This is a genomic window from Agromyces agglutinans (assembly GCF_009647605.1).
GTDB lineage: Bacteria > Actinomycetota > Actinomycetes > Actinomycetales > Microbacteriaceae > Agromyces > Agromyces agglutinans.
Genome location: NZ_WJIF01000002.1, coordinates 458,289 through 483,054, shown reverse-complemented (window position 1 = coordinate 483,054; position 24,766 = coordinate 458,289). Strand labels below are relative to the sequence as shown.

The following is a 24,766-nucleotide window of genomic DNA, read 5'->3' as shown; positions in this document are numbered from 1 at the left end:
CTACTCGGCGCTCTTCAGTCCGACCGAGACGTAGTCGATGCCGCCCGAGAACCCGGCGTGGCTGAACGCGCCCGCGATGTTGTCGCCGACGACCATGACGGTCTTCTCGTAGAGCAGCGGCACCTGGGGCGCGAGCTCCATGATCTGCTCGTCGAGCGCACCCCACGCGGCGTTCGCCTCGTCGACGTCGGTCATGAGCCGGATCTCGGCCATCCGCTCGTTGATCGCCGGGTCGTTCAGCTGCGCGATGTTGGAGTTGCCCTTCTCGAAGATCTGCGAGCCCTCGAACAGCGGCGGCAGGAAGGTCGCACCGGTCGGCCAGTCGGGGCACCAGCCCGTGATGGCGGCGTCGTGCTGCTGCGACAGGGTGCCGATGACCTCGTAGTAGGTCGAGGTGTCGATGAGGTTGAAGTTCACCGTGATGCCCGCCTTCGCGAGCGACTGCTGCACGGCCTCGGCCTGCGCCTGCATCTTGGGCTGGTTGCGGATGTCGAGCGTGAACTCGAAGCCGTCGGGGTAGCCGGCCTCGGCGAGCAGTTCCTTGGCCTTCTCGGGGTCGCCGGTCTGGTCCTCGGTGCCGTAGAGGTCGAACTCCTCGCGCCCGACGACGGTCGGCGGCATGATCGTGGTCGCGATGTCGGCGAGCTGGCTGCCGCCCGTGGCATCCTTCACCGCCTCCTTGTCCATCGCGACGTTGATCGCCTGGCGCACGAGCACGTTGTCCATGCCGGGCTTCGTGGTGTTCAGGCCCATGTACGTCGTGCAGCCCTGCAGGCCCGCGACGGTGCGGCTCTGGATCTCGGGCGTCTGGATGCGCGCGATCGAGGCGGGCGCGACCGAGCCCGCGATGGCGTTGGCGTCCTCACCCTGGCCGGCGATCATGCGCTCGTCGATCGTCGCGGCGTCGAGGCCGAAGGTCCACTCGAACGAGTCGGGTGCCGCGGTGCGCACCTCGTCGGTCTCGGGGTCCCAGTGCTCGTTGCGCTCGAGCACGAGGGTGCTGCCGCGCTGGTACTCGGTCACCCGGTACGGGCCCGAGGCGATCGGCTGCTGGTCGATGCTCGTCGTCGTCACGTCGGCGTCGGCCGGGAACGGCGTGAACGGCGCCTGGCCGACGACGGCGTCGAAGTCGGCGTACGGCTGGTTCAGGTGGAACACGATCGTGCGGTCGTCGGGCGTCTCGATCGAGTCGAGCGGGCCCGAGAGGTAGTAGCCCTCGTAGCCCTCGGGGATGTCGAGCACGATCTTCGCGTAGGGCGAGCCGATCGAGATCGACGGGTCGAGCGAGCGCTCGACGCCGAACTTCACGTCCTTGCTGGTGATGGGCGTGCCGTCCTCGAAGAAGACGTCGTCCTTCAGCGTGTAGGTCCAGACGGTGTTGTCCTCGTTGGGCGTGCCGAGTTCGGTCGCGAGGTCGGGCACGATCTCGGTGCCCTCCGCGCCCTCGCCGGCGCCCTGCGTGGTGAGGGTGCGGTAGATCAGCCGGTAGAAGTTGTTCACGCCGCCGTCGAAGCCCTGGGCGGGGTCGAGGTGCGAGAAGTCGGCGTTCTGGAGCACGCGGAGCGTGCCGCCCGTCGCGGGCTCGCCGCTGAGCCCGCCCGAGGCGGAACCGCCCGAGCCGCCGGAACCGCCGGTGCAGCCCGTCAGCGCCAGCGAGCCGGCCAGCGCCAGCCCGATGAACACGGTGCCTTTCTTCATGTGGATCTCCTTCTTGGTGGGGTTCGGATGGTGCGTGTGGAGTTCGTCAGGCGGTGCGGAGCCAGACGCGCATGGCGTCGGCGCCGCGGTTGCCCCAGAGGTGGTACGGCACGAGCCGCAGCTCGGTCGGGGTGCGAGCGCCGGCCGCCCCGGCGCCGTCGGCCGCGTCAGCGCCGTCGGCCGCGCCGAACTCGGGGTAGAGCCCGCCCGTCGGCGCGGCGACCGCGCCGGCGATGACGCGCAGCGTCCGTGTCGACGGGTCGGTGTTGGCCGTGATCGGGTCGACGTCGGCGGATGCCTCCCGCACGGCGGCCGGGTCCAGCACGACGAGGTCGAGGTCGGCCGCCTGGTCGACCTGCTCGGCGCAGTACACGATCGGTCCGCGCACGACCGCGGCCGAGGCGCGCAGCGCGTCCACACGCGGGTCGGCGCCGAGCGCGCGGGCCGGTATCGGCAGGTCGAGCTCGATCACGTCGCCCGCGGCGAGCGCGCGGTCGATGCGCACCCAGCCGGGCGCGACCGTGCGGCCGTCGCCGCCCAGCCGCTCGCCGTTCACGGTGACGGTTGCCCCGCGGCACCAGCCCGGCACGCGCAGCGCGAGGCGCGGCGCGTCCTCGCCGGCGGCCTCGACCCGGATGCGCACGGCGGCGTCCCACGGGTACTCGGTCTCGACCTCGAGCGCGAGGCCGTCGACCTCGATGCGCCCCGTGGCGTACTGCGCGAGCTGGAGCTCGCCATCGACGAGCGCGGCGACGTGGTCCTGCAGCTGCGCCGTCCAGCGGATGATGTTGGGCGGGCAGCACGGGCAGACGAACCATCCGCGTCGCAGCAGCTCGCCGTGCGTCTCGGCGCCCGTGCGCTGCTGGTGGTCGGGGCGGCGCTGCAGCGGGTTGTCGTAGAAGAACGCGCGACCGTCGTCGGAGATGCCGACCGCGTAGGCGTTGTAGAGCACGGTCTCGAACACGTCGAGGTACTTCGCCTGCCCGTCGGCGAGGTACATCCGCCAGGCCCACTGCATCACGGCGATGGCGGCGCAGGTCTCGCTGTAGGAGCGCTCGCTGGGCAGCTCGAACCGGTCGCCGATCGCCTCGTCGGAGTGCCGGCTGCCGAGGCCGCCCGTCACGTAGAGCTTCGTGGCGACCATGTCGTCCCAGAGCCGCTCGAGGGCGCCGAGCAGCCCGGCGTCGCCGCGCTCGAGGGCGATGTCGGCGGCGCCCGCCGCGAGGTACGCCATGCGCACCGCGTGGCCGGTGACCGAGTCGAGCTCGCGCAGCGGCGCGGCGTCCTGGAAGTACTCGGCCGGGAAGATCTTCAGCTCGACCGTGCCGTGCCCGCGCCGGTCGACGAACAGGCTCGCGAGCTCGAGGTAGCGCTCGTCGCCGGTCTCGCGCGTGAGCTCGACGAGCGCCATCTCGACCTCTGGGTGCCCGCACACCTGCGGGTCGCCGTCGGGTCCGAAGCGCTCGACGGCGAGGTCCGCGAACGCGATCGCGACGCGCAGCAGCCGGTCGTCGCCGAGCTGGCGGTTGGCCGCGACCGCGGCCTGGATGAGGTGCCCGAGGTTGTACAGCTCGTGCCCCCAGGCGAGATCCGACCACGGCTCGCGCTCGATGTCGGGTGCCTGGAAGTGGCTGTTGAGGTAGCCGTCGTCGCGCTGCGCGCGCTCGATGAGGTCGACGGCCTCCTCGTAGAACTCGCGAACGGATGCCTCGTCGCCGGCGGCGTCGTCGCGGGAGGCCCCGCCGTGCGAAGCCACATACCCGGATGCCCCGTCGCGCGCCAGCTCGTACGCGAGGCCCTCGAGCGTCTTGAACACGTCGGTGTCGAGGAACGGGTAGCGACCGCGGAACGGCTCGGTCGCGGCCGGGCCGTTCGGCTCGGCGATGCGCCGCAGGTTGTCGAGGTTGCCGGCGAGGCGCAGCTGCTCGACGACGTGCGCGACCGTCGCGCCGCGGTTGCGGGCCTGCCAACCGGCGAGCGATCCGCCCGTGATCGCGACCTCCGCGGTGCCGAGCGGGCGGCGACCGCCGCGGGTCGGGCGCACGGCCGCGGCCCTGCCGAGGTCTCGGACGGCGGGTGCTGGCTGGGACATGCGCGGGCTCCTGTTCGGTACGACGGTGTACGACGTGACATATTACAGAAATAGTGGGTGACATATTACGCACCCGCACGGCGGCCGCGTCAAGGTCCGGGACGCAGATCCTGCAGGTCGTTACACGCCCGAAACACCCGGGCTCGGGGCATCCGGAAGGTAACGTCGCTTCGTGACCAGCGCACGGGAGGCGAGGAGCGGCCGCGGCGCGGCCGTCGTGTTCGTCGTCGCCGGCTTGGCGTGCCAGGAGGTCGGCGCCTCGATCGCCGTGCTCCTCTTCCCCACCACGGGCGCGATCGGCATGGTCGCGCTGCGGCTGGTGTTCTCGGCGATCGTGCTGCTGCTCATCGCCCGTCCGACGTTGCGCGGCCACTCGCGCCGAGCGTGGGCGACGGTCACCGCGTTCGGCCTCGTGCTCGCCCTGATGAACGCGCTCTTCTACCTCTCGCTCGAGCGCATCCCGCTCGGCGCCGCGGTCACGATCGAGGTGCTCGGGCCGCTCGTGCTGTCGGTGTTCGCGAGCCGTCGGGCGAGCGCCTGGCTGTGGGCGGTGCTGGCCGCGGTCGGCGTCGCGCTGCTCGGGCAGGGCAGCTTCGGCCACCTCGACCCGCTCGGAGTCGTGCTCGCCGCCGCGACCGGCGCGACCTGGGCGGCGTACATCCTCCTGTCGGCCCGCACGGGCCGCGGGTTCCCCGGGCTCGACGGGCTCGCGATCGCGCTCGCGATCGGCGCGGTCGCGATCCTGCCGTTCGGCGTCGCCGCCTCGGGCGCCGTGCTCGTGCGCCCCGAGGTGCTCGCGCTCGGCGCCGCGGTCGCGCTGCTCAGCACGTCGATCCCCTACGCGCTCGAGCTCATCGCCCTGCGGCGCCTGCCGGCGTCGACGTTCGCCGTGCTGATGAGCCTCGCGCCGGCGATGGCGACCGTCGCCGGGCTCGTGCTGCTCGGCCAGACGTTCACGGGCGTCGCGGTCGTCGCGGTCGGACTCGTCGTCGCGGCATCCATCGGCGCCGTGCGCACGGCCCAGCGCGCAACGCCACCGCTCCCGCCTACAGCATCGCCATGATCTGCCGCGCGATCATGCGGCCCGCGCGGTTCGCGCCGATCGTCGACGCCTGCGGCCCGTAGCCCGCGAGGAAGATGCGCGGGTCCGACCACGACGCGCCCTGGCCGATCGTCACGCCGCCCGCCTTCTCGCGCAGTCGCAGCGGCGAGAGGTGGCGCAGCTCGGGGCGGAACCCCGTCGCCCAGATGATCGCGTCGGCCTTCGCCTCGGTGCTCGTCGAGCCCGGGCCGTCGTTCCAGACCACGCGGTCGGCCTCGATGCGGTCGAACATCGGCTTGGCGACGAGCAGGCCGCGCTCGATGCCGGCCGCGATGCGGCGGCTCTTCGGCACGCCCGTGCCGCTGACGATCGAGGGCAGGGCGCGGCCGGACCGCGCCGCTTCGTCCTGCATCGCGACGGCGGCGGATGCCCCTTCGAGGTCGAGCTCCTGGCGGTCGAGCCAGTCGATCGGGCGGCGCGAGACCCACGTGAGGTTCGCCGCGACGCCCTCGAGCTCGAGCATGAACCCGATCGCCGATGTGCCGCCTCCGACGACGACCACGTTCTGGTCGCGGAAGTCCTCGGCGTCGATGAAGTCGGAGGTGTGCAGGTGCCGGCCGTGGAAGTCGCTCATGCCCGGGTAGAACGGCACGAACGGCGAGCCCCAGGTGCCCGTCGCGTTGACGAGGAAGCTCGCGCGCAGCGTGTGCTGCGGGAACGAGGGCGCCGCCACCTCGAAGGTCTTGCGGCGGCGGCCGAAGAAGCCGCGCGAGCGCTGCTCCTCGACGGGCCGCGGCGAGTGGTCCTCGTAGGTGAGGCGCAGGTCGGCGCCGTCGTTCTCGACCCGCCGCACCTGCATCGGCCGGTGCACCCGCAGGTCGAAGTGCTCCTCGAAGCGGCCGTAGTAGTCGGCCACGACCTCCTTCGCCGGAAGCGAGCGATCGGCGGTGTCGAAGCTGAGGCCGAGCTCGGCCATGCCGGGCAGGTCGTTGACGCGGTGCGCGGTGCCGAGCTTCAGCGACGACCACCGGTGCTGCCAGGCACCGCCGGGCCCGGGGGCCCGGTCGAGCATGACGAAATCCTCGTCGGCGACGAGCTCGAACCGTCGGAGGTAGAAGGCCACGGAGAGGCCGGCCTGACCGGCCCCGATCACCGCGATCCGCACTCGCTCGGGCACACTCGTCACCCCTCTATCGAAGCATGCGGCGCCTGTGAAGCGCCCGCAGGGGAGGAGGTCCGGCGGTGCTAAACTCGTGGGCAGGGATTGTTCATTATCAGTGCGAGCCGGGTGAAGTGCATTCCACCCGGCCAGAAGTCGTAAGGGGGTCACGCATGGGGCGCGGCCGTCAGAAAGCCAAGCACACGAAAGTCGCTCGAGAGCTGAAGTACTTCAGCCCGAACACCGACTACAACGCGCTTGAGCGCGAGCTCACGAGCTCGCAGCATGACGATTACAGTGACGAGGCGGCGAAGTGGGCTGAGTACGACGCCGACGACGACACGTACGTCCCCGGCGACAGCTCCCACCGCTGACCGCATCTCCGACCACCGAGCACTTCACACGGCTCGCGGCCCTTCGCTAGGGTGGCGAGCATGACGGATGCAGCCGGCCGCGAGTCGTTCACCCGTCGTCGGCGTGCGTACGCGTGGGCGAGCGTCGTCGTCATCGCGCTCTTCGGCGTGGTCGCGGCCCTGCTCACGTCGCAGTGGTGGCCGCTCGCGCTGCTGCTCAGCCTCGCGCTTCCGATGATCCCGGTCGGGTCGTTCCGGCGTTCGGCGCGCTAGCCCGTCGACTCGTCGCGCTCCGGCCCGATCCACTCGGCCACGGTCTCCACGAACCGCTGCAACTCGGCGAGTGACCCGGTCGGCGTGATCGCACGGAGCACGAGCTCGTCGACCACGTCGTACGCGGCGAGCCCGTCGGCCGTCGCGAGCGTCGCGTCGATCGCCGCGACGCCCTGCCGCTCGAAGTTCGCCGCGTACGCGGGAACGGCCGCGTACCGCGCGGCCTCCTCCTCGAGCGCCGGCCGTGCCGCCTGGTCGGCGATGGTGCGCACGTAGAGGATGCCCCGTGGCCGACGCGCGCCCGACCGAACGGTGCCCGCATCGCGTCGCAGGTCGGCCATCGCCTCGGTCGCTGCGGCGGGCGTCAGCCAGTTGAGCAGCAGCCCATCGGCACGCTCGGCGGCGAGTCGGCGCATGCGCGGGCCCAGCGCGCCGACGACGATCGCCGCGTCGGTTCGCGTGCGCAGCTCGTCGAGCCCTTCCCGCACCAGCGCGAGCGGACGCTCGGCGCCTCCCGAGCCGATGCCGAGCGTCAGCCGGTCGGCCGGAAGCCCCGCGAACTCGAGCGACGCCACCGGCCGGCGGTCGAGCGGAACCACCCCGGTCGCGAGCCGCAACGACGAGGTGACGGATGCCGCGGCGCGAAGCGCCGCCAGCGAGTCCCCGTGCGGCACGTCGTTGACCCAGAGGGCATCGAAGCCGAGCGCCTCGACGCGCGGAGCCAACGCCCGTACGTCGGCCTCGGGCACACGCCCGGTGATGCCGATCGAGACCGCGGCGCGCACGCGCGTCAGCTCGCGTACGACCCGACGAGCCGAACGGCCCCGCCGTCGACGCCCTTGGCGCCCTGCTCGAAGCCCGAGAGATCGCGCTCGCCGACCGCGACCGTGCCGACCCGCCACGTCGGCAGGCCGAGGGCGTCGAGCTCGGCGGTCACGGCCTCGGCGGCCGAGGCATCCACGGCGGCGAAGAAGCCGACCCCGAGGTTCCACGTGCCCTCGGTCGACTCGAGCGTCGTGCCCGCGAGGTCGTTGAGCACGCGGAACACGGGCGCGGGCGACCAGGTCGAGCGGTCGACCTCGGCCCACGAGCCGCGCGGCAGCACGCGCGCGAGGTTCGCCGCGAGTCCGCCGCCCGTGACGTGCGAGAGGGCGTGCACGGCCTCGCCGTTCGCGCCGGCGAGCAGCTGAACGAGCTGGCCCGAGTAGAGCCTCGTCGGCTCGAGGAGCGCCTCGCCCCACGTGGTGCCGAGCTCGGCCGAGGCATCCGTGTACGAGATGCCCTGCTGCGCGAGGATGTGCCTGACCAGCGAGAAGCCGTTGGAGTGCAGGCCGCTCGAGGCGATCGCGAGGATCGCGTCGCCGTCGCGCACCCGTTCGGCGCCCAGCACGCGGTCGGCCTCGACGACTCCCACCGCGGCGCCCGCGACGTCGTAGTCGTCGGCGCCCATGAGGCCCGGGTGCTCGGCCGTCTCGCCGCCGACGAGCGCGGTGCCGGTCTCGGCGCACGCGCGGGCGATTCCGGTGACGATCGCCGCGATGCGCTCGGGCACGACCTTGCCGCACGCGATGTAGTCGGTCATGAACAGCGGCGTCGCACCGACCACGACGATGTCGTCGACGACCATGCCGACCAGGTCTTGGCCGATCGTGTCGTGCACGTCGAGCGCCTGCGCGATCGCGATCTTCGTGCCGACGCCGTCGGTCGACGTCGCGAGCAGGGGCTTCGCGTAGTCCTTCGCGAACGAGAGGTCGAAGAGTCCCGCGAATCCGCCGACCCCGCCCACGACGTTCGGGCCGTGGGTCTTCGCCACGGCCTCCTTCATCAGTTCGACGGCGAGGTCGCCGGCGGCGGTGTCGACTCCGGCCGCGGCGTAGGACGAGTTCGCGCTCACCCCCCAAGGCTACCGGCCCGGGCGCGACACGCCTGCGAACGCGAGCCGCGAACCCCGGCGCGCGGGGGAGACGGGCGTAGAATTCAGCCATGCACGCGGGGGGCGGGCCATCGTGGGTCATCCGGGAGAACGCCAGTCGAGCGGTGCTCCTGGCGCTCTACCTGCGCGAGGTGCTCTCGATCGCCTCGCCGGTCGAACTGCCGCGGCTGCGTGACGTCGGCCCGGTCGGCGACCGGCTGCCGACCGACCGCCAGGACGCCCTCGAGCGCCAGTGGCGCGAGTGGTGGGCGATGACGGTGGAGCCCGAGGCGCATCCGTCGCCCGTTCCACTCGACCTCGTGCCGGCGTACGACACCGAGGTCGCGCTGCCGACGACGGGCGCCGAGGAGCTCGCCGCCGCGATCGTGCCGCACGCCGAGGCGGCGCGGGCGTGGGCCGAGTGGGCGCACGACCAGTACCGCACGGCCTCGGCCTCGCGCCGCGGCGACTCGTACCGGGCGTACGCGGGCTCGATCGCCGAACACGAACGCGAGGTCGGTCGCCGGGCGCACTCGTTCGAGCTGAACGTCGAGGTGATGCCGTTGCAGGGCGTCGGCGTCTGGTGGATCGGCAGCATGACCGTCGCCGTGACCGACTCGCTGCGCTCCGACGCGGCCGCGTTCGACGACGCCATCCACCCGATCATCGCCGAGCTCGCGTAGCCGCGGACCCCTCGCCCATTCGCCGTGATGTCGCGCAATGTGCTGCCATTCGGGTCGGATGAGCGCAGTTTGCGCGACATCACGGGTTGCGCCGCCGTGCGAGACTCGAGCGCATGAGCATCTGGTTCGACGAGCCCTCCGTCGAGTGGGCGAACTCCCGCTGCGACGGCACCGCGATCCGCGCGCTCGGCATCGAGATGACCGAGTTGACGGATGACTCGTTGAAGGGCCGGATGCCCGTCGACGGCCGCACCCGCCAGCCCGGCGGGGTGCTCCACGGCGGGGCATCCGTGCTGCTCGCCGAGACGCTCGCGAGCTGGGGCGCGAGCTTCACGGTCGACCCCGAGCGCAACTACTGCGTGGGCATGGAGATCAACGCGAACCACGTCCGCCCGGTCGCCGACGGGTGGGTCTACGGCGAGGCCCGGCCGATCACGCGCGGACGCACGACGCAGGTGTGGGACATCCGCATCACCGACGAGCAGGGCCGCCTCGTGTGCGTGTCGCGCTGCACGATGGCCGTGCTCGCGAAGCCGTCGGAGTACTGAGCGCACTCCCCCGCCGCACGCCGCCCCGGCTTCATTCGATCGTCTCGAGCTCCTCGTAGACGAGGAACGTGCGCGTCGATCGCACCGACGGGATCGCCTGCAGCTCCTCGAGCACGACGCGTCGCAGGTCGCGGTTGTCGCGCGCCCGTACGAGCAGCAGCACGTCGAAGTCACCGCCGATGAGGCTCGCGTGGCGCACTTCGGGGATGCCGGCGAGGCGGGTGCGCAGGTCCTGCCAGTCGGCCTGGGCGACCTGCATCGACACGTAGGCGGTCGAGTGCAGGCCCTCCTGCACCGCGTCGGTGCGGACCGTGAAGCCGCGGATGACCCCCGAATCGGTCAGCCGCTTGACGCGCGCGTAGGCGTTGGCGCGCGAGGTGTTGACGCGCGCGGCGATGTCGCTCATGGAGGCCCGGCCGTCGCGTCGCAGCTCGGCGAGGATCGCCCGGTCCAGTGCATCCGGTTCCATGCCCGCCCCTCTCGCCTTGCCCGCCGGTCGGGCTGGACTTCCTGACACCACTATCGCTGATCCGCGCCGATCCGTCTCGTTCTGTCTCTCGTGCGCAGACATTTCAGCCGATCCGGCGCAATCTGGTGGATGACCCTACCCCCACTGGAGGCAGTGTGATCAGCGACGATCTCCTTCCCCGCGAGACCCCGGTGCAGCTCATCGACGAGCACGGCACGGCGGTCTCCGACCCGCGGTACGCCCCACCGTCGACCGAGCGCCTCGTCGAGGCGTACCGGGCGCTCGTGCAGGGCCGGCGGGTCAACGACCAGTGCTCGGCGCTCGTGCGCCAGGGCCGGCTCGCGGTGTACCCGTCGTCGCACGGCCAGGAGGCCTGCCAGGTCGCTGCGGCCCTCGCGCTCGGCGACGACGACTGGCTCTTCCCGACCTACCGCGACTCCGTCGCGGTCATCGCCCGCAGCGTCGACCCGGCGCAGTCGCTCGTGCTGCTGCGCGGCGACTGGCACTCGGGCTACGACCCGAAGGAGTTCCACGTCGCGCCCCAGGCCACGCCGCTCGCCACGCAGCTGCTGCACGCCGTCGGGTTCGCGCACGCCGCGACGCTGCGCGGCGAGCCGACCGTCGTGCTCGCGATGTGCGGCGACGGCGCGACGAGCGAGGGCGACTTCCACGAGGCGATGAACTTCGCGGCCGTGTTCCACGTGCCGGTCGTGTTCTTCGTGCAGAACAACGAGTTCGCGATCTCGGTGCCGCTGTCGCGGCAGACCGCGGCGCCGTCGCTCGCGCACAAGGCGATCGGCTACGGGATGCCGGGCGAACGGGTCGACGGCAACGACGTGGCCGCCCTCCTCGCGGTGCTCGACACCGCCGTGGAGCGGGCCCGCTCGGGCGGCGGCCCCTCGCTCGTCGAGGCGCACACGTATCGCATGCAGGCGCACACCAACGCCGACGACGACACCCGCTACCGCGCCCGCGAGGCCGTGCAGGCGTGGGTCGAGCGCGACCCGCTGACGCGCATGCAGGCGCACCTGCGCGGCGCCGGCGCGATCGACGATGAGGCCGAAGCGGTCTTCGCCGCCGAGGCCGAGCAGGTCGCGACCGCGCTCCGCGAAGCCATGAACGCCGAGCCCGAGCTCGACCCCGAGGACCTGTTCCGCTTCGTCTACGCCGAGCGCACGCCGCAGCTCGAGAGCCAGTGGCGGATGCTCCGCGACGAGCTCGACCGGGCCGCGATGGCCGGCACGACCGCCGGGGCGACGAGCCCCGGTGCCACGGAGGGGGCACGATGACCATGCTCGAGACGAGGAAGTCCGAGACCGCGCATCCGGCGCGACCGGCACCCTCCGGACCGCCCGCACCCGAGGCATCCGTGCTCACGATGGCCGGTGCGATCAACCGCGCGCTCGCCGACGAGCTGGCGGCCGACGACTCGGTGCTCGTGTTCGGCGAGGACGTCGGCGCGCTCGGCGGCGTCTTCCGCGTGACCGACGGCCTGACCGCGCGCTTCGGCGAGTCGCGCTGCTTCGACACCCCACTCGCGGAGTCGGGCATCGTCGGCACCGCGATCGGCATGGCGATGAACGGCATGCGGCCCGTGGTCGAGATGCAGTTCGACGCGTTCGCGTATCCCGCGTTCGAGCAGGTCGTCAGCCACGCCGCGAAGATGTCGAACCGCACGCGCGGCGCCGTGCACCTGCCGATGGTGATCCGCATCCCGTTCGGCGGCGGCATCGGCGGCGTCGAGCACCACTGCGACTCGTCGGAGGCGTACTACGTGCACACGCCCGGCCTCACCGTCGTGTGCCCCGCGACCCCGCAGGACGCGTACACGCTGCTGCGCGCGGCGATCCACCACCCCGACCCCGTCGTGTTCCTCGAGCCGAAGAAGCTGTACTGGTCGAAGGCGCCGGTCGACACGACGGCACCCGTCGACGCCGCCGAGATCGGCCGGGCGCGCGTGGTGCGCGAGGGCACGGATGCCACGATCGTGACCTACGGCGCCTCCGTCGGGGTCGCACTCGACGCGGCCGCCGTCGCCGAGACCGAGGGCCGGAGCATCCAGGTCGTCGACGTGCGCACCCTCACGCCGTGCGACGACGCGACGATCTTCGAGGCCGTTCGTGCCACCGGGCGCGCGGTCGTCGTCGCCGAGGCGCCCGGGTTCGCGAGCGTCGCCTCCGAGCTCGCGGCTCGCATCGGCGAGCACTGCTTCACCCACCTCGAGGCGCCCGTGCGCCGCGTGACCGGATTCGACACGCCGTTCGCGCCGCCGAAGCTCGAACGCCACTACCTGCCCGACGTCGACCGCGTGCTCGACGCGGTCGACTCGCTCCACTGGGAGGACTGAATGCCGACCGCCACCACGCAGGTCTTCCGCCTGCCCGATCTCGGCGAGGGACTCACCGAGGCTGCCCTCGTGGGCTGGCTCGTGCAGGTCGGCGACGTCGTCGCGACCGACCAGGCCATCGCCGAGGTCGAGACCGCCAAGAGCATCGTCGAACTGCCGTCTCCGTTCGCGGGCACCGTCGTCGCGCTGCACGGCGAGCCCGGCGAGGTCATCGCCGTGGGTGCGCCCGTACTCGAGGTGGTCGCCGGGCCGGCGGCCGGCGACGTGCCCGCCCATCGTTCGACCGGGGTGCCGGATGCCTCGGCCCCCGCCCCGGCAGCGGTCCCTCGCGCCGGGGAACCGCCGGTGGGGGCCGGCGACGCGGCCGAGGCATCCAGCACTTCCGTCGAGCTCGAGGCCTACCGGGCGGAGGAGCGCGCCGGCTCCGGCAACGTGCTGATCGGCTACGGCACCGGGTCGCACGGCGGTGCGGTGCGACGCCGGCCGAGGGCCGGTGGGCAGCGGGTCGGGCGCGGGGCGCCCGCGGCATCCGCACCGTTGTCGGGTCGTCGCGTCGCCGTGCGCTCGCCGCTCGTGCGGAGGCTGGCGCGCGACCTCGGCGTCGACGTCAGCGGGCTGACCGGCACGGGTTCCGACGGCGCGATCACGCGCACCGACGTGCTACGTGCGGCGGATGCCTCCGCCGGAACGGCGCCGGCGCCCACGGCACCGTCGCCCTCGGCGGAGGCATCCGCTTCGCCGATCGACGCGCTCGGCAGTGGTGAGCCCAGTACCGGTGAGCCGCTGAGCACCGGCCCCGTGGTCGCCGCCCGCCACCGCATGTCGATGCTGCGCAAGTCGGTGAGCGCGACGCTCGGTCGCAGCCGCGCCGAGATCCCCGAGGCGACCGTCTGGGTCGACGTCGACGCGACCGACCTGTGGAACCTGCGCCCCGCGATGGCCGCGCCCGGTGAGCGCGTGCCGTCGTTCACGGCGCTCCTCGCGCGGTACGTGCTGCTCGCCCTCGCGGAGTACCCGTTGCTGGCCGGTCGCATCGACGGCAGCGACATCCTCAAGTTCGAGGGCGTGCACCTCGGCGTCGCGGCCGACACCGAGCGCGGACTCATGGTGCCGGTGATCCCGCGCGCCGACCGGCTCTCGATCGCCGAGCTCGACCGGGAGCTGCGCTCCCTCGCCGAGGCGGCCCGGGCCGGTTCGCTGCCGCCCGAGCGCCTGCGCGGCTCGACGTTCACGCTCAACAACTACGGGTCGCTCGGCGTCGACGGGTCGGCGGCGATCATCAACCACCCCGAGGTCGCGATCCTCGGCATCGGGCGCGTCCTCGAGCGCGCCTGGGTCGTCGACGGGCAGGTCGTCCCGCGCCGCATCGCGCAGCTCTCGCTCGTGTTCGACCACCGCGTGTGCGACGGCGGCTACGCGGCCGGGTTCCTGCGCCGCGTCGTCGACGCGATCGAGCACCCGCTGGCCGCGTATACGCGGATCTGAGTCAGCGACCGGGTCACGCAGCATCCACGGCGGCGACGACGACCGCCATCGCCTGCTCGAAGCGGTGCTGGGGCGGTGCGCCGATGCCGACGACGAGCGCCGGCCGGCCGGACGACCCGATCGCCGCGTCGGCGGCGAGATCGGCCTCGGCGGCGTACTCGGCGAGGCCGCCGATCCGCAGTCCGCGGGCGGATGCCTCGGCGACGACGACGGCCTCCGTCACGCCGGGCGGCAGCTCGAGCAGGCACTGGATGCCCGCGGCGATGCCGCCGACCCGCGCGTCGGGCAGGCGCTCGGCGACGAGCTCCTCGAACCGCTCGCGCCGCCCGCGGTAGCGCCTGCGGAGCTCGCGCACACTGCGGTCGTACCCGCCCGAGGCGATGAGGGCGGCGAGCGCGAGCTGCGCGAGCGCATCGGTGGCTCCGCCGGTGCGGGCGCGCTCCGCGCGCACGTCGTCGCGGAGCTCGGCCGGAACGACGCCCCAGCCGAGGCCGAGGGCCGGCGACAGCGCCTTGCTCGCCGTGCCGCTGTAGACCGTGCGCTCGGGTGCCAGCGGCTGGAAGGCGCCGATGCTCCGGCCGTCGAACCGGAACTCGCCGTCGTAGTCGTCCTCGATGACGAAGCCGCCCGTGCGCATCGCCCACGCGGCGAGGGCTTCCCGACGCGACCGCGACAGCGGAACCCCGGTCGGGAACTGGTGGGCCGGGGTGAGCAGCACGGCCGAGACGTCGAGCCGCTCGAGCAGGTCGACCCGCGCGCCGTCGGCGTCGATCGGCAGCGGCACGAGTTCGAGTCCGGCGGCCTCGAGCACCTCTCGGTGCGACACGTGGCCGTAGGCCTCGACGGCGACGCGCCGCCCGGCGCCCTGACCGCTCGGGGCGCGCTCGGCTTGCCCGCCGCTCGCGCCGGGCGTGCTCCGCGCGGCGAGCGCCCTCGCGACGAGGCCGAGCAGCCCACCGAACCCGTGCGTGACGATCACGTCGTCGGCCGAGGCCTGCACGCCCCGGGTGCGGGCGAGGTACTCGGCGAGCGCCGCGCGCAGTCGCTCCACGCCGTCGGGCGAGCCGTAGCCGAGCGCGTCGGTCGGCGTCTCGGCGAGCGCCCGGCCGACAGCCGCAAGCCAGGCCGAGCGCGGGAACGCCGAGGCGTCGGGCAGACCGCCCCGCAGGTCGAGGTCGAACCGGGTCGACCGGTCGACCCGCGCCTGCGGGACGGGAGCGAAGGCGGGCGCCGGCCGCTCGCGCACCCAGGTTCCCGCGCCGACCCTGGCGTCGAGCCATCCCTCGCCGACGAGCCGCGCGTACACCTCGGCGACGCTGTTGCGGGCGATGCCGAGGTCGGCGGCGAGCGTGCGCGTCGCCGGCAGGCGCGTGCCGGGCGCGAGCCGGCCGTCGCGGATCGCCTCCCGCAGCGCGTCCTCGAGCGAACCGGTCTTGCGGTGCGGATCGAGCGCGACGTGGAGGTCCAATCCGGAATCGGCCCAATTCGTCGCCATGCGATTGGACGTTACCAGGGGATGCGGGCGTTCGTAGCGTGGAGGCATGACCGCCACGACCGACACGATCGCCGCCACTCCCGCATCCGCCTCGCCCGCCGCATCCCCCGTCGCGCCCACCCGCCGCCTCGACCTCGACGGCGTCGCGCCCGCGTTCGTCCGCGCAGTCAGCGCGCTCGACGACGCGGCCGAAGCCGAGGCCGACCGCGCCGGCATCGAGAAATCGCTCCGCGAGCTCGTGCGCCTGCGCGCCTCGCAGTTGAACGGCTGCAGCTACTGCGTCGACCTGCACTCGCGCGACGCGCGCGAGGCCGGCGTGCCCGTGCAGCACCTCTACGCGCTGGCCGTCTGGCCGGAGTCGAACTTCTTCACGGCGCGCGAGCGGGCCGCGTTCGCCCTCGCCGACGCGGTCACCCGCCTCTCCGAGACCCACGTGCCCGACGAGGCCTGGCGCGAGGCATCCGAGCAGTTCACCGACGACGAACTCGCCGCGCTGCTGGCGCTGCTCGTCTCCGTGAACGCGTGGAACGAGCTCGCCGTCTCGACCCGCGGCTGGCGGCCGAAGCTGCACGCCTGAGCCCGCGGATACCGGTCGTGCGCACCGGTGCGCTCACCTGAGCACGGCTCCGCATCCAGCCGGCGCACATGCGCGCGTGTGGGAGGATTGGACGCGTCCAGCTCGGACGCCATCCCCACCCCCGAGGAGCCATCGCTCGCATGTGCGGCATCGTCGGCATCGTCTCCACCGAGCCCGTCAACCAGCAGATCTACGACAGCCTGCTCCTCCTGCAGCACCGCGGGCAGGACTCGACGGGCATCGCCACGGCCGACGGCCCGGTGTTCCACATCAACAAGGCGCGAGGGCAGGTGCGCGAGGCGTTCCGCACGCGCGACATGCGATCGCTGCTCGGCGATATGGGCCTCGGCCACGTGCGCTATACGACCAAGGGCGCGGCCGAGCGCGAAGAGGAGGCGCAGCCCTTCTACGTGAACGCGCCGTACGGCATCGTGCTCGTGCACAACGGCAACCTCACGAACACGCGCGAGCTCAGCGAAGACCTCTTCCGCATCGACCGCCGGCACGTGAACTCGACGAGCGACACCGAGATGCTCCTCAACGTGCTCGCGACCGAGCTGCAGGGCCAGATCAAGGGCCTCGAGCTCGACCCCGACCAGGTGTTCGACGCGGTCACCCAGGTGCACGAGCGCGTCGAGGGCTCGTACGCCGTGATCTCGATGATCGCCGGGTACGGCCTCCTCGCCTTCCGCGACCCGTTCGGCATCCGCCCGCTGATCCTCGGTCGCCGGCACACCGACGCCGGCAAGCCCGAGTGGATCGTGGCATCCGAATCGCTCGTGCTCGAGAACGGCGACTACGAGATCGTGCGCGACGTCGCGCCCGGCGAGGCCGTCTTCATCTCGCTCGACGGCGAGCTCTTCTCGCGCCAGTGCGCGCAGAACCCGCGGCTCGTGCCGTGCTCGTTCGAGTACGTGTACCTCGCGCGCCCCGACTCGGTGATGAACGGCATCTCGGTGTACGAGGCCCGCCTGCGCATGGGCGACCGGCTCGCCGGCACCGTCGCGCAGCACATGCCGCTCGGCGACATCGACGTGGTCATGCCGATCCCCGACTCGTCGCGTCCCGCGGCGATGAACGTGGCGCAGAAGCTCGGCATCGAGTACCGCGAGGGGTTCTACAAGAACCGCTACGTCGGCCGCACGTTCATCATGCCGGGGCAGGCCGAGCGCAAGCGTTCGGTGCGCCAGAAGCTGAACGCCATGGGCACGGAGTTCAAGGGCAAGAACATCCTCATCGTCGACGACTCGATCGTGCGCGGCACGACGTCGAAGCAGATCGTCGAGATGGCCCGCGCGGCCGGCGCCAACAAGGTCACGTTCACCTCCGCCGCTCCCCCGGTGCGCTTCCCGCACGTCTACGGCATCAACATGCCCTCGCGTCAGGAGCTCATCGCGCACGGCCGCAAGATTCCCGAGATCGCGGCCGAGCTGGGCGCCGACCACATGATCTACCAGGAGGTCGCCGACCTGCAGGCCGCGATCACCGAGGGCACCTCGATCACCGACCTCGACATGTCGTGCTTCACCGGCGACTACGTGACGGGCACCATCACCGAGGAATACCTCGGCTGGCTGGAGCGCACGCAGCTCAGCTGACATCGGCGGTCGGATGTCGCGGGGTCGCGGCAGACTGGCGCGATGGGATTCACGCGCCGCGGCACCGTCGTCACGCCCGTCCTCGAGATCGCGTACGAGGAGGCCGGCGATCCGGCGGGCGAGGTCGTCGTGCTCTCGCACGGCTTCCCGTACGACGTTCGCGCGTACGACGAGGTCGCCGGCCTGCTCGCGGCATCCGGCCTGCGGGTGATCGCACCGTACCTGCGCGGCTCCGGGCCGACGCGGTTCACGGATGCCTCGACGATGCGCTCGGGCGAACAGGCCGCGCTGGCCCAGGATCTCGTCGACCTGCTCGACGGGCTCGGCGTCGAGCGGGCGATCCTCGGCGGTTACGACTGGGGCGGGCGGGCGTCGTGCATCGTCGCCGCGCTGTTCCCCGACCGGGTGAAGGGCCTCGTCACCGTCGGCGGCTACAACGTGTTCGGCGCGGGCTTCGGCGAGGAGCCGATGCGACCCGAGTGGGAACGCACCTACTGGTACCAGTACTACTTCCACTCCGAGCGCGGCCGACGTGGCCTCGAACGCTTCCGGCGCGAACTCTGCGAACTGCTCTGGACGACGTGGTCACCCGAGTGGGCGGGTGCGGCCGAGGCGTTCGCGGCGAGTGCGCCGAGCCTCGACAATCCCGACTTCGTCGATGTCGTCGTCCACTCCTACCGGCACCGGTTCGGCCTGGTCGAGGGCGACCCGCGCTATGCGGCGATCGAGGCGGCCGTCGCGGCCGAACCGCCCATCGTCGTGCCGACGGTCGTGCTCGAGTCGGGTGCCGACGGCGTCGGCGGGCCGAGCGCCGCGCTCGACCGCGCGAAGTTCACCGGAACGTACACGTTCCGCGAACTCGCCGGCATCGGCCACGACCTGCCGCAGGAAGCTCCGGCCGAGTTCGCCGAGGCGGTGCGGTCGCTGCTGCGATGAGCGCGGGGTGCCGCCGCGCGACCGCTCAGTCGCCGTCGCGCGCGTGCTCGTGCTCGTGTTCGGCGATCGCCGTACCGGCGCGACCTGAGAGCACCTTGTCGAAGACGAGCGCGACGATCGCGCCGAACGCGACGCCGACGGTGCCGAGGCCGAGCAGCAGGAACCCGAAGACCTGGCCCCGGTCGAACTCCTCGTTCTCGGGGAACGCGAATGTGAGCACGAGCGCGAGGATCGCGCCCAGCACGAACCCGGCGACGATGAACCGCCCGTAGCGCGGCGCACGGCGCACGGTCACTGCCTCGTCGTCGACCTCGGACGTGACGACCATCGGCACCACCACCGGCGCCGACCCGTCATCGGCCGGCACCAGCGCGGCATCACCGCCCGCCGCGGCATCTTCGGCGTCAGGGCCGACGACGGCATCGCGGTCGTGCTCGGGCTCGCGCGGGGTGTCACTCACCCCTCCATTGTCCCACGCAGGCCGGCGCCTCACCCTCGGACTGGTACCTTCGCCTCGGATGACTCCGGGAGGCCGGGATGCACATGGCAGATACCTCGACGCCGCGCGTCGCCATCGTCACGGGCGCCGGACGGGGCATCGGCGAGGCGATCGCCCGACGGCTGCACGAGACGGGGCACGTCGTCGTGGTGGCGGATGTCGCCGGCAAGCGGGCCGCAGCGGTCGCCGGCGCCCTGGGCGAGCGCGCGAGCGCGGCCGAGCTCGACGTCACCGACGATCGCGCCTGGCGCGACGTGGTCGCCACGGTCACGCGCGAGCACGGTCGCCTCGACGTGCTCGTCAACAACGCGGGCGTGGCGATGGCGGCGTCGCTCGAGAAGACCACGCCGGCGCAGTGGGAGAAGGTGCTCGGCGTCAACCTCACCGGCGCCTTCCTCGGATGCCGGGCCGTCGTCGCGGCGATGCGGCGCGCAGGCGGCGGCGCGATCGTGAACGTGTCGTCGATCGACGGCATCCGCGGCCGCGCCGGCCTCCACGCCTACGCGGCGTCGAAGGCCGGGCTGCGCGGACTCGGCCAGACCCTGGCTGTCGAGCTCGCGCCCGACCGCATCCGCGTCAACACCGTGCTCCCGGGCCTCGTGCCGACCCCGATGACCTCGCGGGTGGATCCGGCCGGATTCGACATCCCCCTGGGCCGCCCGGCGCGCCCAACCGAGGTCGCCCGCGTCGTCGCCTTCCTGGCGTCCGACGAGGCGTCGTACGTGACCGGGTCCGAGGTGGTCGTCGATGGCGGACTCACCTCGGGCATCCCCGCGCGCAGCTAGCCGAGCGGCACCGGCAGCAGGCCGTCGAGGTCGGCGCGCTGCCCCGACGCATGCACGCGGCCCGACGCCCGGCCCTCGTCCCATGAGAGCGCGCCGGTCGCGAGGGCGAGCCAGGTCGCGGCATCCGTCTCGATCACGTTCGGCGGCGTGCCGCGCGTGTGGCGCGGGCCCTCGATGCACTGGACGGCCGCGAACGGCGGCACGCGCACCTCGACCGTGCCGCCTGGCGAGCGTTCGGCGAGCACCTGCAGGCTGTACCGCACGGCGAGGGCGAGCGTCGCGCGATCGGATGCCTCGCCGGCCGCGTCGGCGGCCCGCCAGGCCTCGACCGCCGCTCGGCCCTCGTCGTCCCCGATCCGTGCTCGTGCCATGCGTCCATTCTCCCCCGAGGGCGGACGCGCGGGAGGGCGGACGGCCGCGTCATCGGGGCCGCACGTGCGAGCAGCGCCCGTTAGCCTAGGCAGGTGAAGATCCTGGTCCTCGGTTCCGGCGCGCGCGAGCACGCGATCATCCTCGCCCTCCTCGCCGAAGAGGCGGCGCACGAGATCACCGCGGCACCGGGCAACGCCGGCATCGCCGCGAGTGCGACCTCGTCGGCGCGCGGCAGCGTCGACACGATCGCGCTCGACCCGACCGACCCGTCGGTCGTCACCGACTACGCCCTCGACAACGGCATCGACCTCGTCGTCGTCGGCCCCGAGGCGCCGCTCGTCGCGGGCGTCGCCGATCGGCTGCGGGCGCGGGGCATCCCGGTGTTCGGGCCGGGCCGCCAGGCCGCCCAGCTCGAAGGCTCGAAGACGTTCGCGAAGCGCATCATGGAGGCCGCGAACGTGCCGACGGGCCGGGCGACCCTCGCCGACACCCTCGAGGCCGCCGAGCGCACGCTCGACGAGTTCGGCGCCCCGTACGTCGTCAAGGCCGACGGCCTGGCCGCCGGCAAGGGCGTGCTCGTGACCGAAGACCGCGCGGCCGCGCTCGCCCACGCCGCCCACTACCTCCAGCAGGGACCGGTGCTGATCGAGGAGTTCCTCGACGGCCAGGAGGTCTCGCTGTTCCTGCTCTCCGACGGCACGAACGTGCTGCCGCTCTCGCCCGCGCAGGACTACAAGCGCCTGCACGACGGCGACGCCGGCCCCAACACGGGCGGCATGGGCGCGTACTCGCCGCTGCCGTGGCTCGCCGACGCGGCCGACGGGCGCGGCGGAACGTTCGGCGGCGAGCGCGCGTTCGTCGACGAGGTCGTCGAGACCATCGCGCTGCCCACGGTGCGGCAGCTCGCCGACGAGCAGACCCCGTTCATCGGCCTCCTCTACGCGGGCCTCATCCTCACGAGCCGCGGCATCCGCGTCATCGAGTTCAACGCGCGGTTCGGCGACCCTGAGACGCAGGTCGTGCTGCCCCGGCTGCGCACGCCGTTGTCGGGCCTGCTGCTGGCCGCCGCGACGGGCGGGCTCGGCAGCGTCGAGCGGCCCGACTTCTCGTCGGATGCCGCGGTGACGGTCGTGCTCGCGAGCGAGGGGTATCCCGAGGCCCCGGTCACCGGCCGCCCCATCGAGGGCGTCGACGACGCGGCATCCGTTCCCGGCGTGCACGTCGCGCACGCGGCGACCGCGGTCGTCGACGACGGATCCGGCGTGCACCACCTGGCCGCGACGGGCGGTCGCGTGCTGAACGTGGTCGCGGTCGGCGGCGACTTCGCCGATGCGCGCCGACGCGCCTACGACGCGCTCGGTCGCATCCGGCTCGAGGGCGGGCAGTACCGCACCGACATCGCCGCGCGCGTCGCGCAGTAGCGCGAGCACCCGTTTCGCGTCGCGCCATTTCACGCGTCTGCGCCACTTCGCGGTGGTCCGCGCCACGTGAAGTGGCGCAGAGCCGGTCGAAGTGGCGCGGTGCGGCCGAGGCCGGCCCGGCGGGCGCGACGGCGGGCAGCACACCGAGGGCCGGCCGGGCCGGGCTTGCCTAGACTGAGACGGTGAGTGAATCGCAGGAACACCCCGGCTGGACCCACGTCTACTCCGGCAAGGTCCGCGACCTGTACGTGCCGACGGCCGCGCTCGACGACGATGACAGCTGGACCGGCGACCCCCTCTCGCTCTCGCCCATCGTGCTGGTCGTCGCGAGCGACCGGGTCAGCGCGTTCGACGAGGTGCTCGAGCCCGCGATCCCCGGCAAGGGCGCGATGCTCACCGAGCTCACGCGCTGGTGGTTCGACCGGCTGCCCGACGTGCCCAACCACCTCGCGTCCGCCGACGACGACCGCCTCGACGTGCCCGAGGTGCCCGCTTCGATCGCCGACCGCGCGACGCTGTGCCGCACGCTCGACATGTTCCCCATCGAGTGCGTCGTGCGCGGCTACCTGACCGGCAGCGGGTACCAGGAGTACGTCGCGACGGGCGCGATCGGCGGGATGCCACTGCCCGAGGGCCTCGAGAACGGCGACCGCCTGCCCGAGCCGATCTACACCCCCGCCTGGAAGGCGCCGCTCGGCGAGCACGACGAGAACATCTCATACGAGCGCACCGTCGAGCTCGTCGGCGAGGTCGTCGCCGAGCAGCTGCGTGCGCTGTCGCTCGACGTGTTCCGGCGCGCGTCCGCGATCGCCGAGGCCAGCGGCGTCATCCTCGCCGACACGAAGTTCGAGTTCGGCGCCGACCGCGAGGCCGGGGTCGTGACCCTCGCCGACGAGGTGCTCACGAGCGATTCGAGCCGGTACTGGGATGCCTCGGCGTACGCCCGCACCGACGCGCCGACGTCGGCCAGGCTCGCGAGCTTCGACAAGCAGATCGTGCGTGACTGGCTCGCCGCGAACTGGGACCGCGAGGCGACCGAGCAGCCGCCGACGCTGCCGCACGAGATCGTCGCGCAGACGGCCGCGCGCTACCGCGAGCTGCTCGAGCGGCTGGGCGCCACGGCATAGCGCGGCCCGGGCGCCGAGTTGCGGGCGCCGCCTCGCGGGCCGCCCTGGCGCCGCGCTGCGCGACCGTCTCAGGGAATAGCCTGTGACGCCGGCTCGTTCGAAGAGCTGTGACGACCTCCCAGCGAACCCCGACGGCCGGCGGCAGCGGACTGCTCGCGGCCGACACCGGCATGGGCGCGGTGACGCTGCGCGTCGGCGACCTCGACGCCATGATCCGCTACTACCGCGACGGCGTGACCCTCGACCTGCTGCGCCACGACGGGCCCGTCGCGGTGCTCGGCCGCGGCAGGACCCCCATCGTGGTGCTCGAGCACGCGCCCGAACTCCGCCACGCGTCGCCGCGCGACGCCGGCCTCTTCCACACCGCGATCCTCTTCGACTCGCGCGAAGCGCTGGCGACCGCGATCTACTCGGTCGCGACGCGCTACCCGGGCACGTTCACGGGCAGCGCCGACCACCTCGTGAGCGAGGCGTTCTACTTCACCGACCCCGAGGGCAACGGCGTCGAGCTCTACTTCGACCGCGACCGGTCGACCTGGAGCTGGACCCACGGCCAGGTCGAGATGGCGACCGTCTTCCTCGACCCGAACGACTACCTCCGCGAGCACCTGACCGAGGCCGGCCTCGCCGCGGCGACGAGCGACCCCGCCGCGGCGAGCGACGGCGGCCACGGCGCCGTGGAGAGTCTCGGCGGCTCCGCCGGCGGCATCCGCATCGGCGACGCCGTCGTCGGACACGTGCACCTCTCGGTCGGCGACGTCGCGAGCGCTCGTGAGTTCTACGTCGACCGGCTCGGGTTCGAGACGACCGCGGCCCTCGGTTCGCAGGCGCTGTTCGTCTCTGCCGGCGGCTATCACCACCACATGGCGATGAACACGTGGAACAGCGCGGGCGCCGGTCGGCGGCAACTCGCACTGGGCCTCGGCAAGGTCGAGATCGTGGTGCCGACCGCCGACGATCTCGGCGAGCTCGGCGAACGCATGTCCCACTTCGGCGTCGCCACGCGCGACGACGGCCGCACGCTGGCGTTCGACGACCCGTGGGCCAACCTCATCGAGGTGCGGCGCGCAGGCACCGAGGACTAGCTACCGCGTCTGGCGGTGCGCCATCCGGTCGAAGTCGTCGAAGCTCTGGGCGGGGCCGGGCAGCGGCTCGAGCCCCGGCCGGGCGCGCAGTCCGTCGAGCACGATGGCGAGCTGGCGCCGCCAGAACGGCAGGTAGTCGCCGCCGAAGCGTCCCAGCGAGCCGAGCATGTTGATGAGCACGTTCAGGTCGGAGCTCTCGACATCGCTGCGCAGGCTGCCCTCGGCCTTCGCGCGCTCGATGACCTTCTCGAGCCCGTCGGCGAACGCGAGCCCCGGCCGGTGGTGGGGATCGATCTCGGCGACCCGGCGCATGAGCTCGGGCAGGTACGGCGTCGCGGCGATCCACTCGCTGAGGCGTTCGAGCAGGAGTTCGATCGACCGCCAGCCGGTCGGCGCGCTGTGGATCTCGGGCGCCATCTCGTGGAACATCGCGATGGACTGGTCGTAGAGTTCGCGCAGCAGGGCGTCACGGCTCGGGAAGTGCCGGTACACGGTGCCCGCGCCGACGCCGGCGCGCGTGGCGAGTTCGTCGAGGGGGGCGTCGATGCCCCGCTCGGCGAAGAGGGTCCGCGCCTCGGCCAGGAGGCGCTCGTGGTTCCGCCGGGCGTCGCGTCGGGTTGATGTCGCGGAGCTCATCGTTCGAGCCTACTCCGCGCGGTCCCGCCCCGCCCGGTGCGGTATCATGCGGAGGAGGCGTTCCGATTCCCGAATGCGGAACGTCTGGGGCTCGCTGGGGGGCGAGTCCGGGCGCGGTGGGCGAGCGCCGATCTCCGGTCGGCAGGGGGCGCGCACCGCGCCCATTCCCCCCGC

The 24,766-nt window shown here is 72.8% G+C and carries 25 protein-coding genes; 15 read left to right on the top strand and 10 right to left on the bottom strand.

The annotated features are described in order from the left end of the window. A complete protein-coding gene (locus tag GE115_RS05440; RefSeq protein WP_153683739.1) occupies nucleotides 1–1,698 on the bottom strand; it encodes an ABC transporter substrate-binding protein in 1,698 nt (565 codons plus the stop codon). A 46-nt stretch (nucleotides 1,699–1,744) separates the two neighbouring features. Further along, nucleotides 1,745–3,790, bottom strand: a complete 2,046-nt coding sequence (locus GE115_RS05435) for a glycoside hydrolase family 127 protein (RefSeq protein WP_153683738.1) — start codon at nucleotides 3,788–3,790, stop codon at nucleotides 1,745–1,747. A gap of 172 nt (nucleotides 3,791–3,962) precedes the next feature. Here GE115_RS05435 and GE115_RS05430 point away from each other — a divergent pair, with 172 nt between their 5' ends. Next, on the top strand, nucleotides 3,963–4,853 hold the full coding sequence (locus tag GE115_RS05430; protein WP_312854926.1) for an EamA family transporter: 891 nt from the start codon (nucleotides 3,963–3,965) through the stop codon (nucleotides 4,851–4,853). Here the strand turns inward: GE115_RS05430 and GE115_RS05425 are convergent. After that, nucleotides 4,837–6,018 (bottom strand): NAD(P)-binding domain-containing protein, encoded by a 1,182-nt coding sequence (locus GE115_RS05425; RefSeq protein ID WP_312854925.1) that lies wholly within the window; start codon nucleotides 6,016–6,018, stop codon nucleotides 4,837–4,839. The genes GE115_RS05430 and GE115_RS05425 overlap by 17 nt on opposite strands. 146 nt (nucleotides 6,019–6,164) lie before the next feature. Between GE115_RS05425 and GE115_RS05420 the strand changes: the two genes are divergently transcribed. Further along, entirely contained in the window at nucleotides 6,165–6,365 is a 201-nt protein-coding gene (locus GE115_RS05420) for a DUF3073 domain-containing protein (RefSeq protein WP_153683737.1), read from the top strand. A gap of 60 nt (nucleotides 6,366–6,425) precedes the next feature. After that, on the top strand, nucleotides 6,426–6,617 hold the full coding sequence (locus GE115_RS05415; RefSeq protein ID WP_153683736.1) for a hypothetical protein: 192 nt from the start codon (nucleotides 6,426–6,428) through the stop codon (nucleotides 6,615–6,617). Here the strand turns inward: GE115_RS05415 and GE115_RS05410 are convergent. Further along, complete coding sequence (locus tag GE115_RS05410; protein WP_312854924.1) at nucleotides 6,614–7,402, bottom strand: LLM class flavin-dependent oxidoreductase; 789 nt, start codon at nucleotides 7,400–7,402, stop codon at nucleotides 6,614–6,616. The genes GE115_RS05415 and GE115_RS05410 overlap by 4 nt on opposite strands. 5 nt (nucleotides 7,403–7,407) lie before the next feature. After that, entirely contained in the window at nucleotides 7,408–8,511 is a 1,104-nt protein-coding gene (purM, locus tag GE115_RS05405; protein ID WP_312854923.1) for a phosphoribosylformylglycinamidine cyclo-ligase, read from the bottom strand. Nucleotides 8,512–8,600: 89 nt separating this feature from the next. Here purM and GE115_RS05400 point away from each other — a divergent pair, with 89 nt between their 5' ends. After that, nucleotides 8,601–9,212 (top strand): zinc-binding alcohol dehydrogenase, encoded by a 612-nt coding sequence (locus GE115_RS05400; protein ID WP_153683735.1) that lies wholly within the window; start codon nucleotides 8,601–8,603, stop codon nucleotides 9,210–9,212. A 113-nt stretch (nucleotides 9,213–9,325) separates the two neighbouring features. Continuing rightward, on the top strand, nucleotides 9,326–9,760 hold the full coding sequence (locus GE115_RS05395) for a hotdog fold thioesterase (RefSeq protein WP_153683734.1): 435 nt from the start codon (nucleotides 9,326–9,328) through the stop codon (nucleotides 9,758–9,760). A gap of 31 nt (nucleotides 9,761–9,791) precedes the next feature. On the opposite strand, the gene GE115_RS05390 is transcribed toward GE115_RS05395, so the two are convergent. Further along, nucleotides 9,792–10,229, bottom strand: coding sequence for an Lrp/AsnC family transcriptional regulator (locus tag GE115_RS05390; protein WP_153683733.1), 438 nt, complete (start codon nucleotides 10,227–10,229; stop codon nucleotides 9,792–9,794). Between the two features lie 155 nt (nucleotides 10,230–10,384). Here GE115_RS05390 and pdhA point away from each other — a divergent pair, with 155 nt between their 5' ends. The 3 genes from pdhA to GE115_RS05375 are packed head-to-tail and all read left to right on the top strand — an operon-like array spanning nucleotide 10,385 to nucleotide 14,061. Further along, nucleotides 10,385–11,518, top strand: coding sequence for a pyruvate dehydrogenase (acetyl-transferring) E1 component subunit alpha (gene pdhA / locus GE115_RS05385; protein WP_312854922.1), 1,134 nt, complete (start codon nucleotides 10,385–10,387; stop codon nucleotides 11,516–11,518). Then, nucleotides 11,515–12,576 (top strand): alpha-ketoacid dehydrogenase subunit beta, encoded by a 1,062-nt coding sequence (locus tag GE115_RS05380; RefSeq protein WP_153683732.1) that lies wholly within the window; start codon nucleotides 11,515–11,517, stop codon nucleotides 12,574–12,576. The genes pdhA and GE115_RS05380 overlap by 4 nt, the downstream gene beginning before the upstream one ends. After that, a complete protein-coding gene (locus tag GE115_RS05375; protein ID WP_153683731.1) occupies nucleotides 12,577–14,061 on the top strand; it encodes a dihydrolipoamide acetyltransferase family protein in 1,485 nt (494 codons plus the stop codon). A 13-nt stretch (nucleotides 14,062–14,074) separates the two neighbouring features. On the opposite strand, the gene pdxR is transcribed toward GE115_RS05375, so the two are convergent. After that, nucleotides 14,075–15,556: a MocR-like pyridoxine biosynthesis transcription factor PdxR gene (pdxR, locus tag GE115_RS05370; RefSeq protein ID WP_153683730.1), complete on the bottom strand. Its 1,482-nt coding sequence runs from the start codon at nucleotides 15,554–15,556 to the stop codon at nucleotides 14,075–14,077. Nucleotides 15,557–15,602: 46 nt separating this feature from the next. Here pdxR and GE115_RS05365 point away from each other — a divergent pair, with 46 nt between their 5' ends. The 3 genes from GE115_RS05365 (at nucleotide 15,603) to GE115_RS05355 (ending at nucleotide 18,667) form a co-directional block, all read left to right on the top strand. Beyond that, complete coding sequence (locus GE115_RS05365; protein ID WP_153683729.1) at nucleotides 15,603–16,133, top strand: carboxymuconolactone decarboxylase family protein; 531 nt, start codon at nucleotides 15,603–15,605, stop codon at nucleotides 16,131–16,133. A 140-nt stretch (nucleotides 16,134–16,273) separates the two neighbouring features. After that, entirely contained in the window at nucleotides 16,274–17,731 is a 1,458-nt protein-coding gene (gene purF, locus GE115_RS05360) for an amidophosphoribosyltransferase (RefSeq protein ID WP_153683728.1), read from the top strand. 42 nt (nucleotides 17,732–17,773) lie between these two features. Further along, nucleotides 17,774–18,667: an alpha/beta fold hydrolase gene (locus GE115_RS05355; RefSeq protein WP_153683727.1), complete on the top strand. Its 894-nt coding sequence runs from the start codon at nucleotides 17,774–17,776 to the stop codon at nucleotides 18,665–18,667. Nucleotides 18,668–18,692: 25 nt separating this feature from the next. Here the strand turns inward: GE115_RS05355 and GE115_RS05350 are convergent, their stop codons facing one another. Further along, the gene (locus tag GE115_RS05350) at nucleotides 18,693–19,127 is read right to left on the bottom strand and encodes a hypothetical protein (RefSeq protein WP_153683726.1); all 435 of its coding nucleotides are present in this window, start codon (nucleotides 19,125–19,127) and stop codon (nucleotides 18,693–18,695) included. An 83-nt stretch (nucleotides 19,128–19,210) separates the two neighbouring features. Between GE115_RS05350 and GE115_RS05345 the strand changes: the two genes are divergently transcribed. Next, on the top strand, nucleotides 19,211–19,951 hold the full coding sequence (locus tag GE115_RS05345; RefSeq protein ID WP_216648759.1) for an SDR family NAD(P)-dependent oxidoreductase: 741 nt from the start codon (nucleotides 19,211–19,213) through the stop codon (nucleotides 19,949–19,951). Here GE115_RS05345 and GE115_RS05340 read toward each other — a convergent pair. Beyond that, nucleotides 19,948–20,322: a sterol carrier family protein gene (locus GE115_RS05340; protein WP_153683724.1), complete on the bottom strand. Its 375-nt coding sequence runs from the start codon at nucleotides 20,320–20,322 to the stop codon at nucleotides 19,948–19,950. The two genes, GE115_RS05345 and GE115_RS05340, sit on opposite strands and share 4 nt — an antisense overlap. 93 nt (nucleotides 20,323–20,415) lie before the next feature. Here GE115_RS05340 and purD point away from each other — a divergent pair, with 93 nt between their 5' ends. The 3 genes from purD to GE115_RS05325 all read left to right on the top strand — a co-directional run bounded on the left by purD (nucleotide 20,416) and on the right by GE115_RS05325 (nucleotide 23,956). Next, nucleotides 20,416–21,744, top strand: a complete 1,329-nt coding sequence (purD, locus tag GE115_RS05335; RefSeq protein WP_312854921.1) for a phosphoribosylamine--glycine ligase — start codon at nucleotides 20,416–20,418, stop codon at nucleotides 21,742–21,744. 182 nt (nucleotides 21,745–21,926) lie between these two features. Next, on the top strand, nucleotides 21,927–22,871 hold the full coding sequence (locus tag GE115_RS05330) for a phosphoribosylaminoimidazolesuccinocarboxamide synthase (RefSeq protein WP_312854920.1): 945 nt from the start codon (nucleotides 21,927–21,929) through the stop codon (nucleotides 22,869–22,871). A gap of 170 nt (nucleotides 22,872–23,041) precedes the next feature. After that, nucleotides 23,042–23,956: a VOC family protein gene (locus GE115_RS05325; RefSeq protein ID WP_153683931.1), complete on the top strand. Its 915-nt coding sequence runs from the start codon at nucleotides 23,042–23,044 to the stop codon at nucleotides 23,954–23,956. Here GE115_RS05325 and GE115_RS05320 read toward each other — a convergent pair whose 3' ends face one another. After that, nucleotides 23,957–24,592, bottom strand: coding sequence for a TetR/AcrR family transcriptional regulator (locus GE115_RS05320; RefSeq protein ID WP_153683723.1), 636 nt, complete (start codon nucleotides 24,590–24,592; stop codon nucleotides 23,957–23,959). Nucleotides 24,593–24,766 lie beyond the last annotated feature (174 nt).

Coding starts and splice junctions, on each gene's coding strand:
- GE115_RS05440 (WP_153683739.1), bottom strand. CDS start 1,698: ATGAAGAAAGGCACCGTGTTCATCGGGCTGGCGCTGGCCGGCTCGCTG.
- GE115_RS05435 (WP_153683738.1), bottom strand. CDS start 3,790: ATGTCCCAGCCAGCACCCGCCGTCCGAGACCTCGGCAGGGCCGCGGCC.
- GE115_RS05420 (WP_153683737.1), top strand. CDS start 6,165: ATGGGGCGCGGCCGTCAGAAAGCCAAGCACACGAAAGTCGCTCGAGAG.
- GE115_RS05415 (WP_153683736.1), top strand. CDS start 6,426: ATGACGGATGCAGCCGGCCGCGAGTCGTTCACCCGTCGTCGGCGTGCG.
- GE115_RS05400 (WP_153683735.1), top strand. CDS start 8,601: ATGCACGCGGGGGGCGGGCCATCGTGGGTCATCCGGGAGAACGCCAGT.
- GE115_RS05395 (WP_153683734.1), top strand. CDS start 9,326: ATGAGCATCTGGTTCGACGAGCCCTCCGTCGAGTGGGCGAACTCCCGC.
- GE115_RS05390 (WP_153683733.1), bottom strand. CDS start 10,229: ATGGAACCGGATGCACTGGACCGGGCGATCCTCGCCGAGCTGCGACGC.
- GE115_RS05380 (WP_153683732.1), top strand. CDS start 11,515: ATGACCATGCTCGAGACGAGGAAGTCCGAGACCGCGCATCCGGCGCGA.
- GE115_RS05375 (WP_153683731.1), top strand. CDS start 12,577: ATGCCGACCGCCACCACGCAGGTCTTCCGCCTGCCCGATCTCGGCGAG.
- pdxR (WP_153683730.1), bottom strand. CDS start 15,556: ATGGCGACGAATTGGGCCGATTCCGGATTGGACCTCCACGTCGCGCTC.
- GE115_RS05365 (WP_153683729.1), top strand. CDS start 15,603: ATGACCGCCACGACCGACACGATCGCCGCCACTCCCGCATCCGCCTCG.
- purF (WP_153683728.1), top strand. CDS start 16,274: ATGTGCGGCATCGTCGGCATCGTCTCCACCGAGCCCGTCAACCAGCAG.
- GE115_RS05355 (WP_153683727.1), top strand. CDS start 17,774: ATGGGATTCACGCGCCGCGGCACCGTCGTCACGCCCGTCCTCGAGATC.
- GE115_RS05345 (WP_216648759.1), top strand. CDS start 19,211: ATGGCAGATACCTCGACGCCGCGCGTCGCCATCGTCACGGGCGCCGGA.
- GE115_RS05340 (WP_153683724.1), bottom strand. CDS start 20,322: ATGGCACGAGCACGGATCGGGGACGACGAGGGCCGAGCGGCGGTCGAG.
- GE115_RS05325 (WP_153683931.1), top strand. CDS start 23,042: ATGGGCGCGGTGACGCTGCGCGTCGGCGACCTCGACGCCATGATCCGC.
- GE115_RS05320 (WP_153683723.1), bottom strand. CDS start 24,592: ATGAGCTCCGCGACATCAACCCGACGCGACGCCCGGCGGAACCACGAG.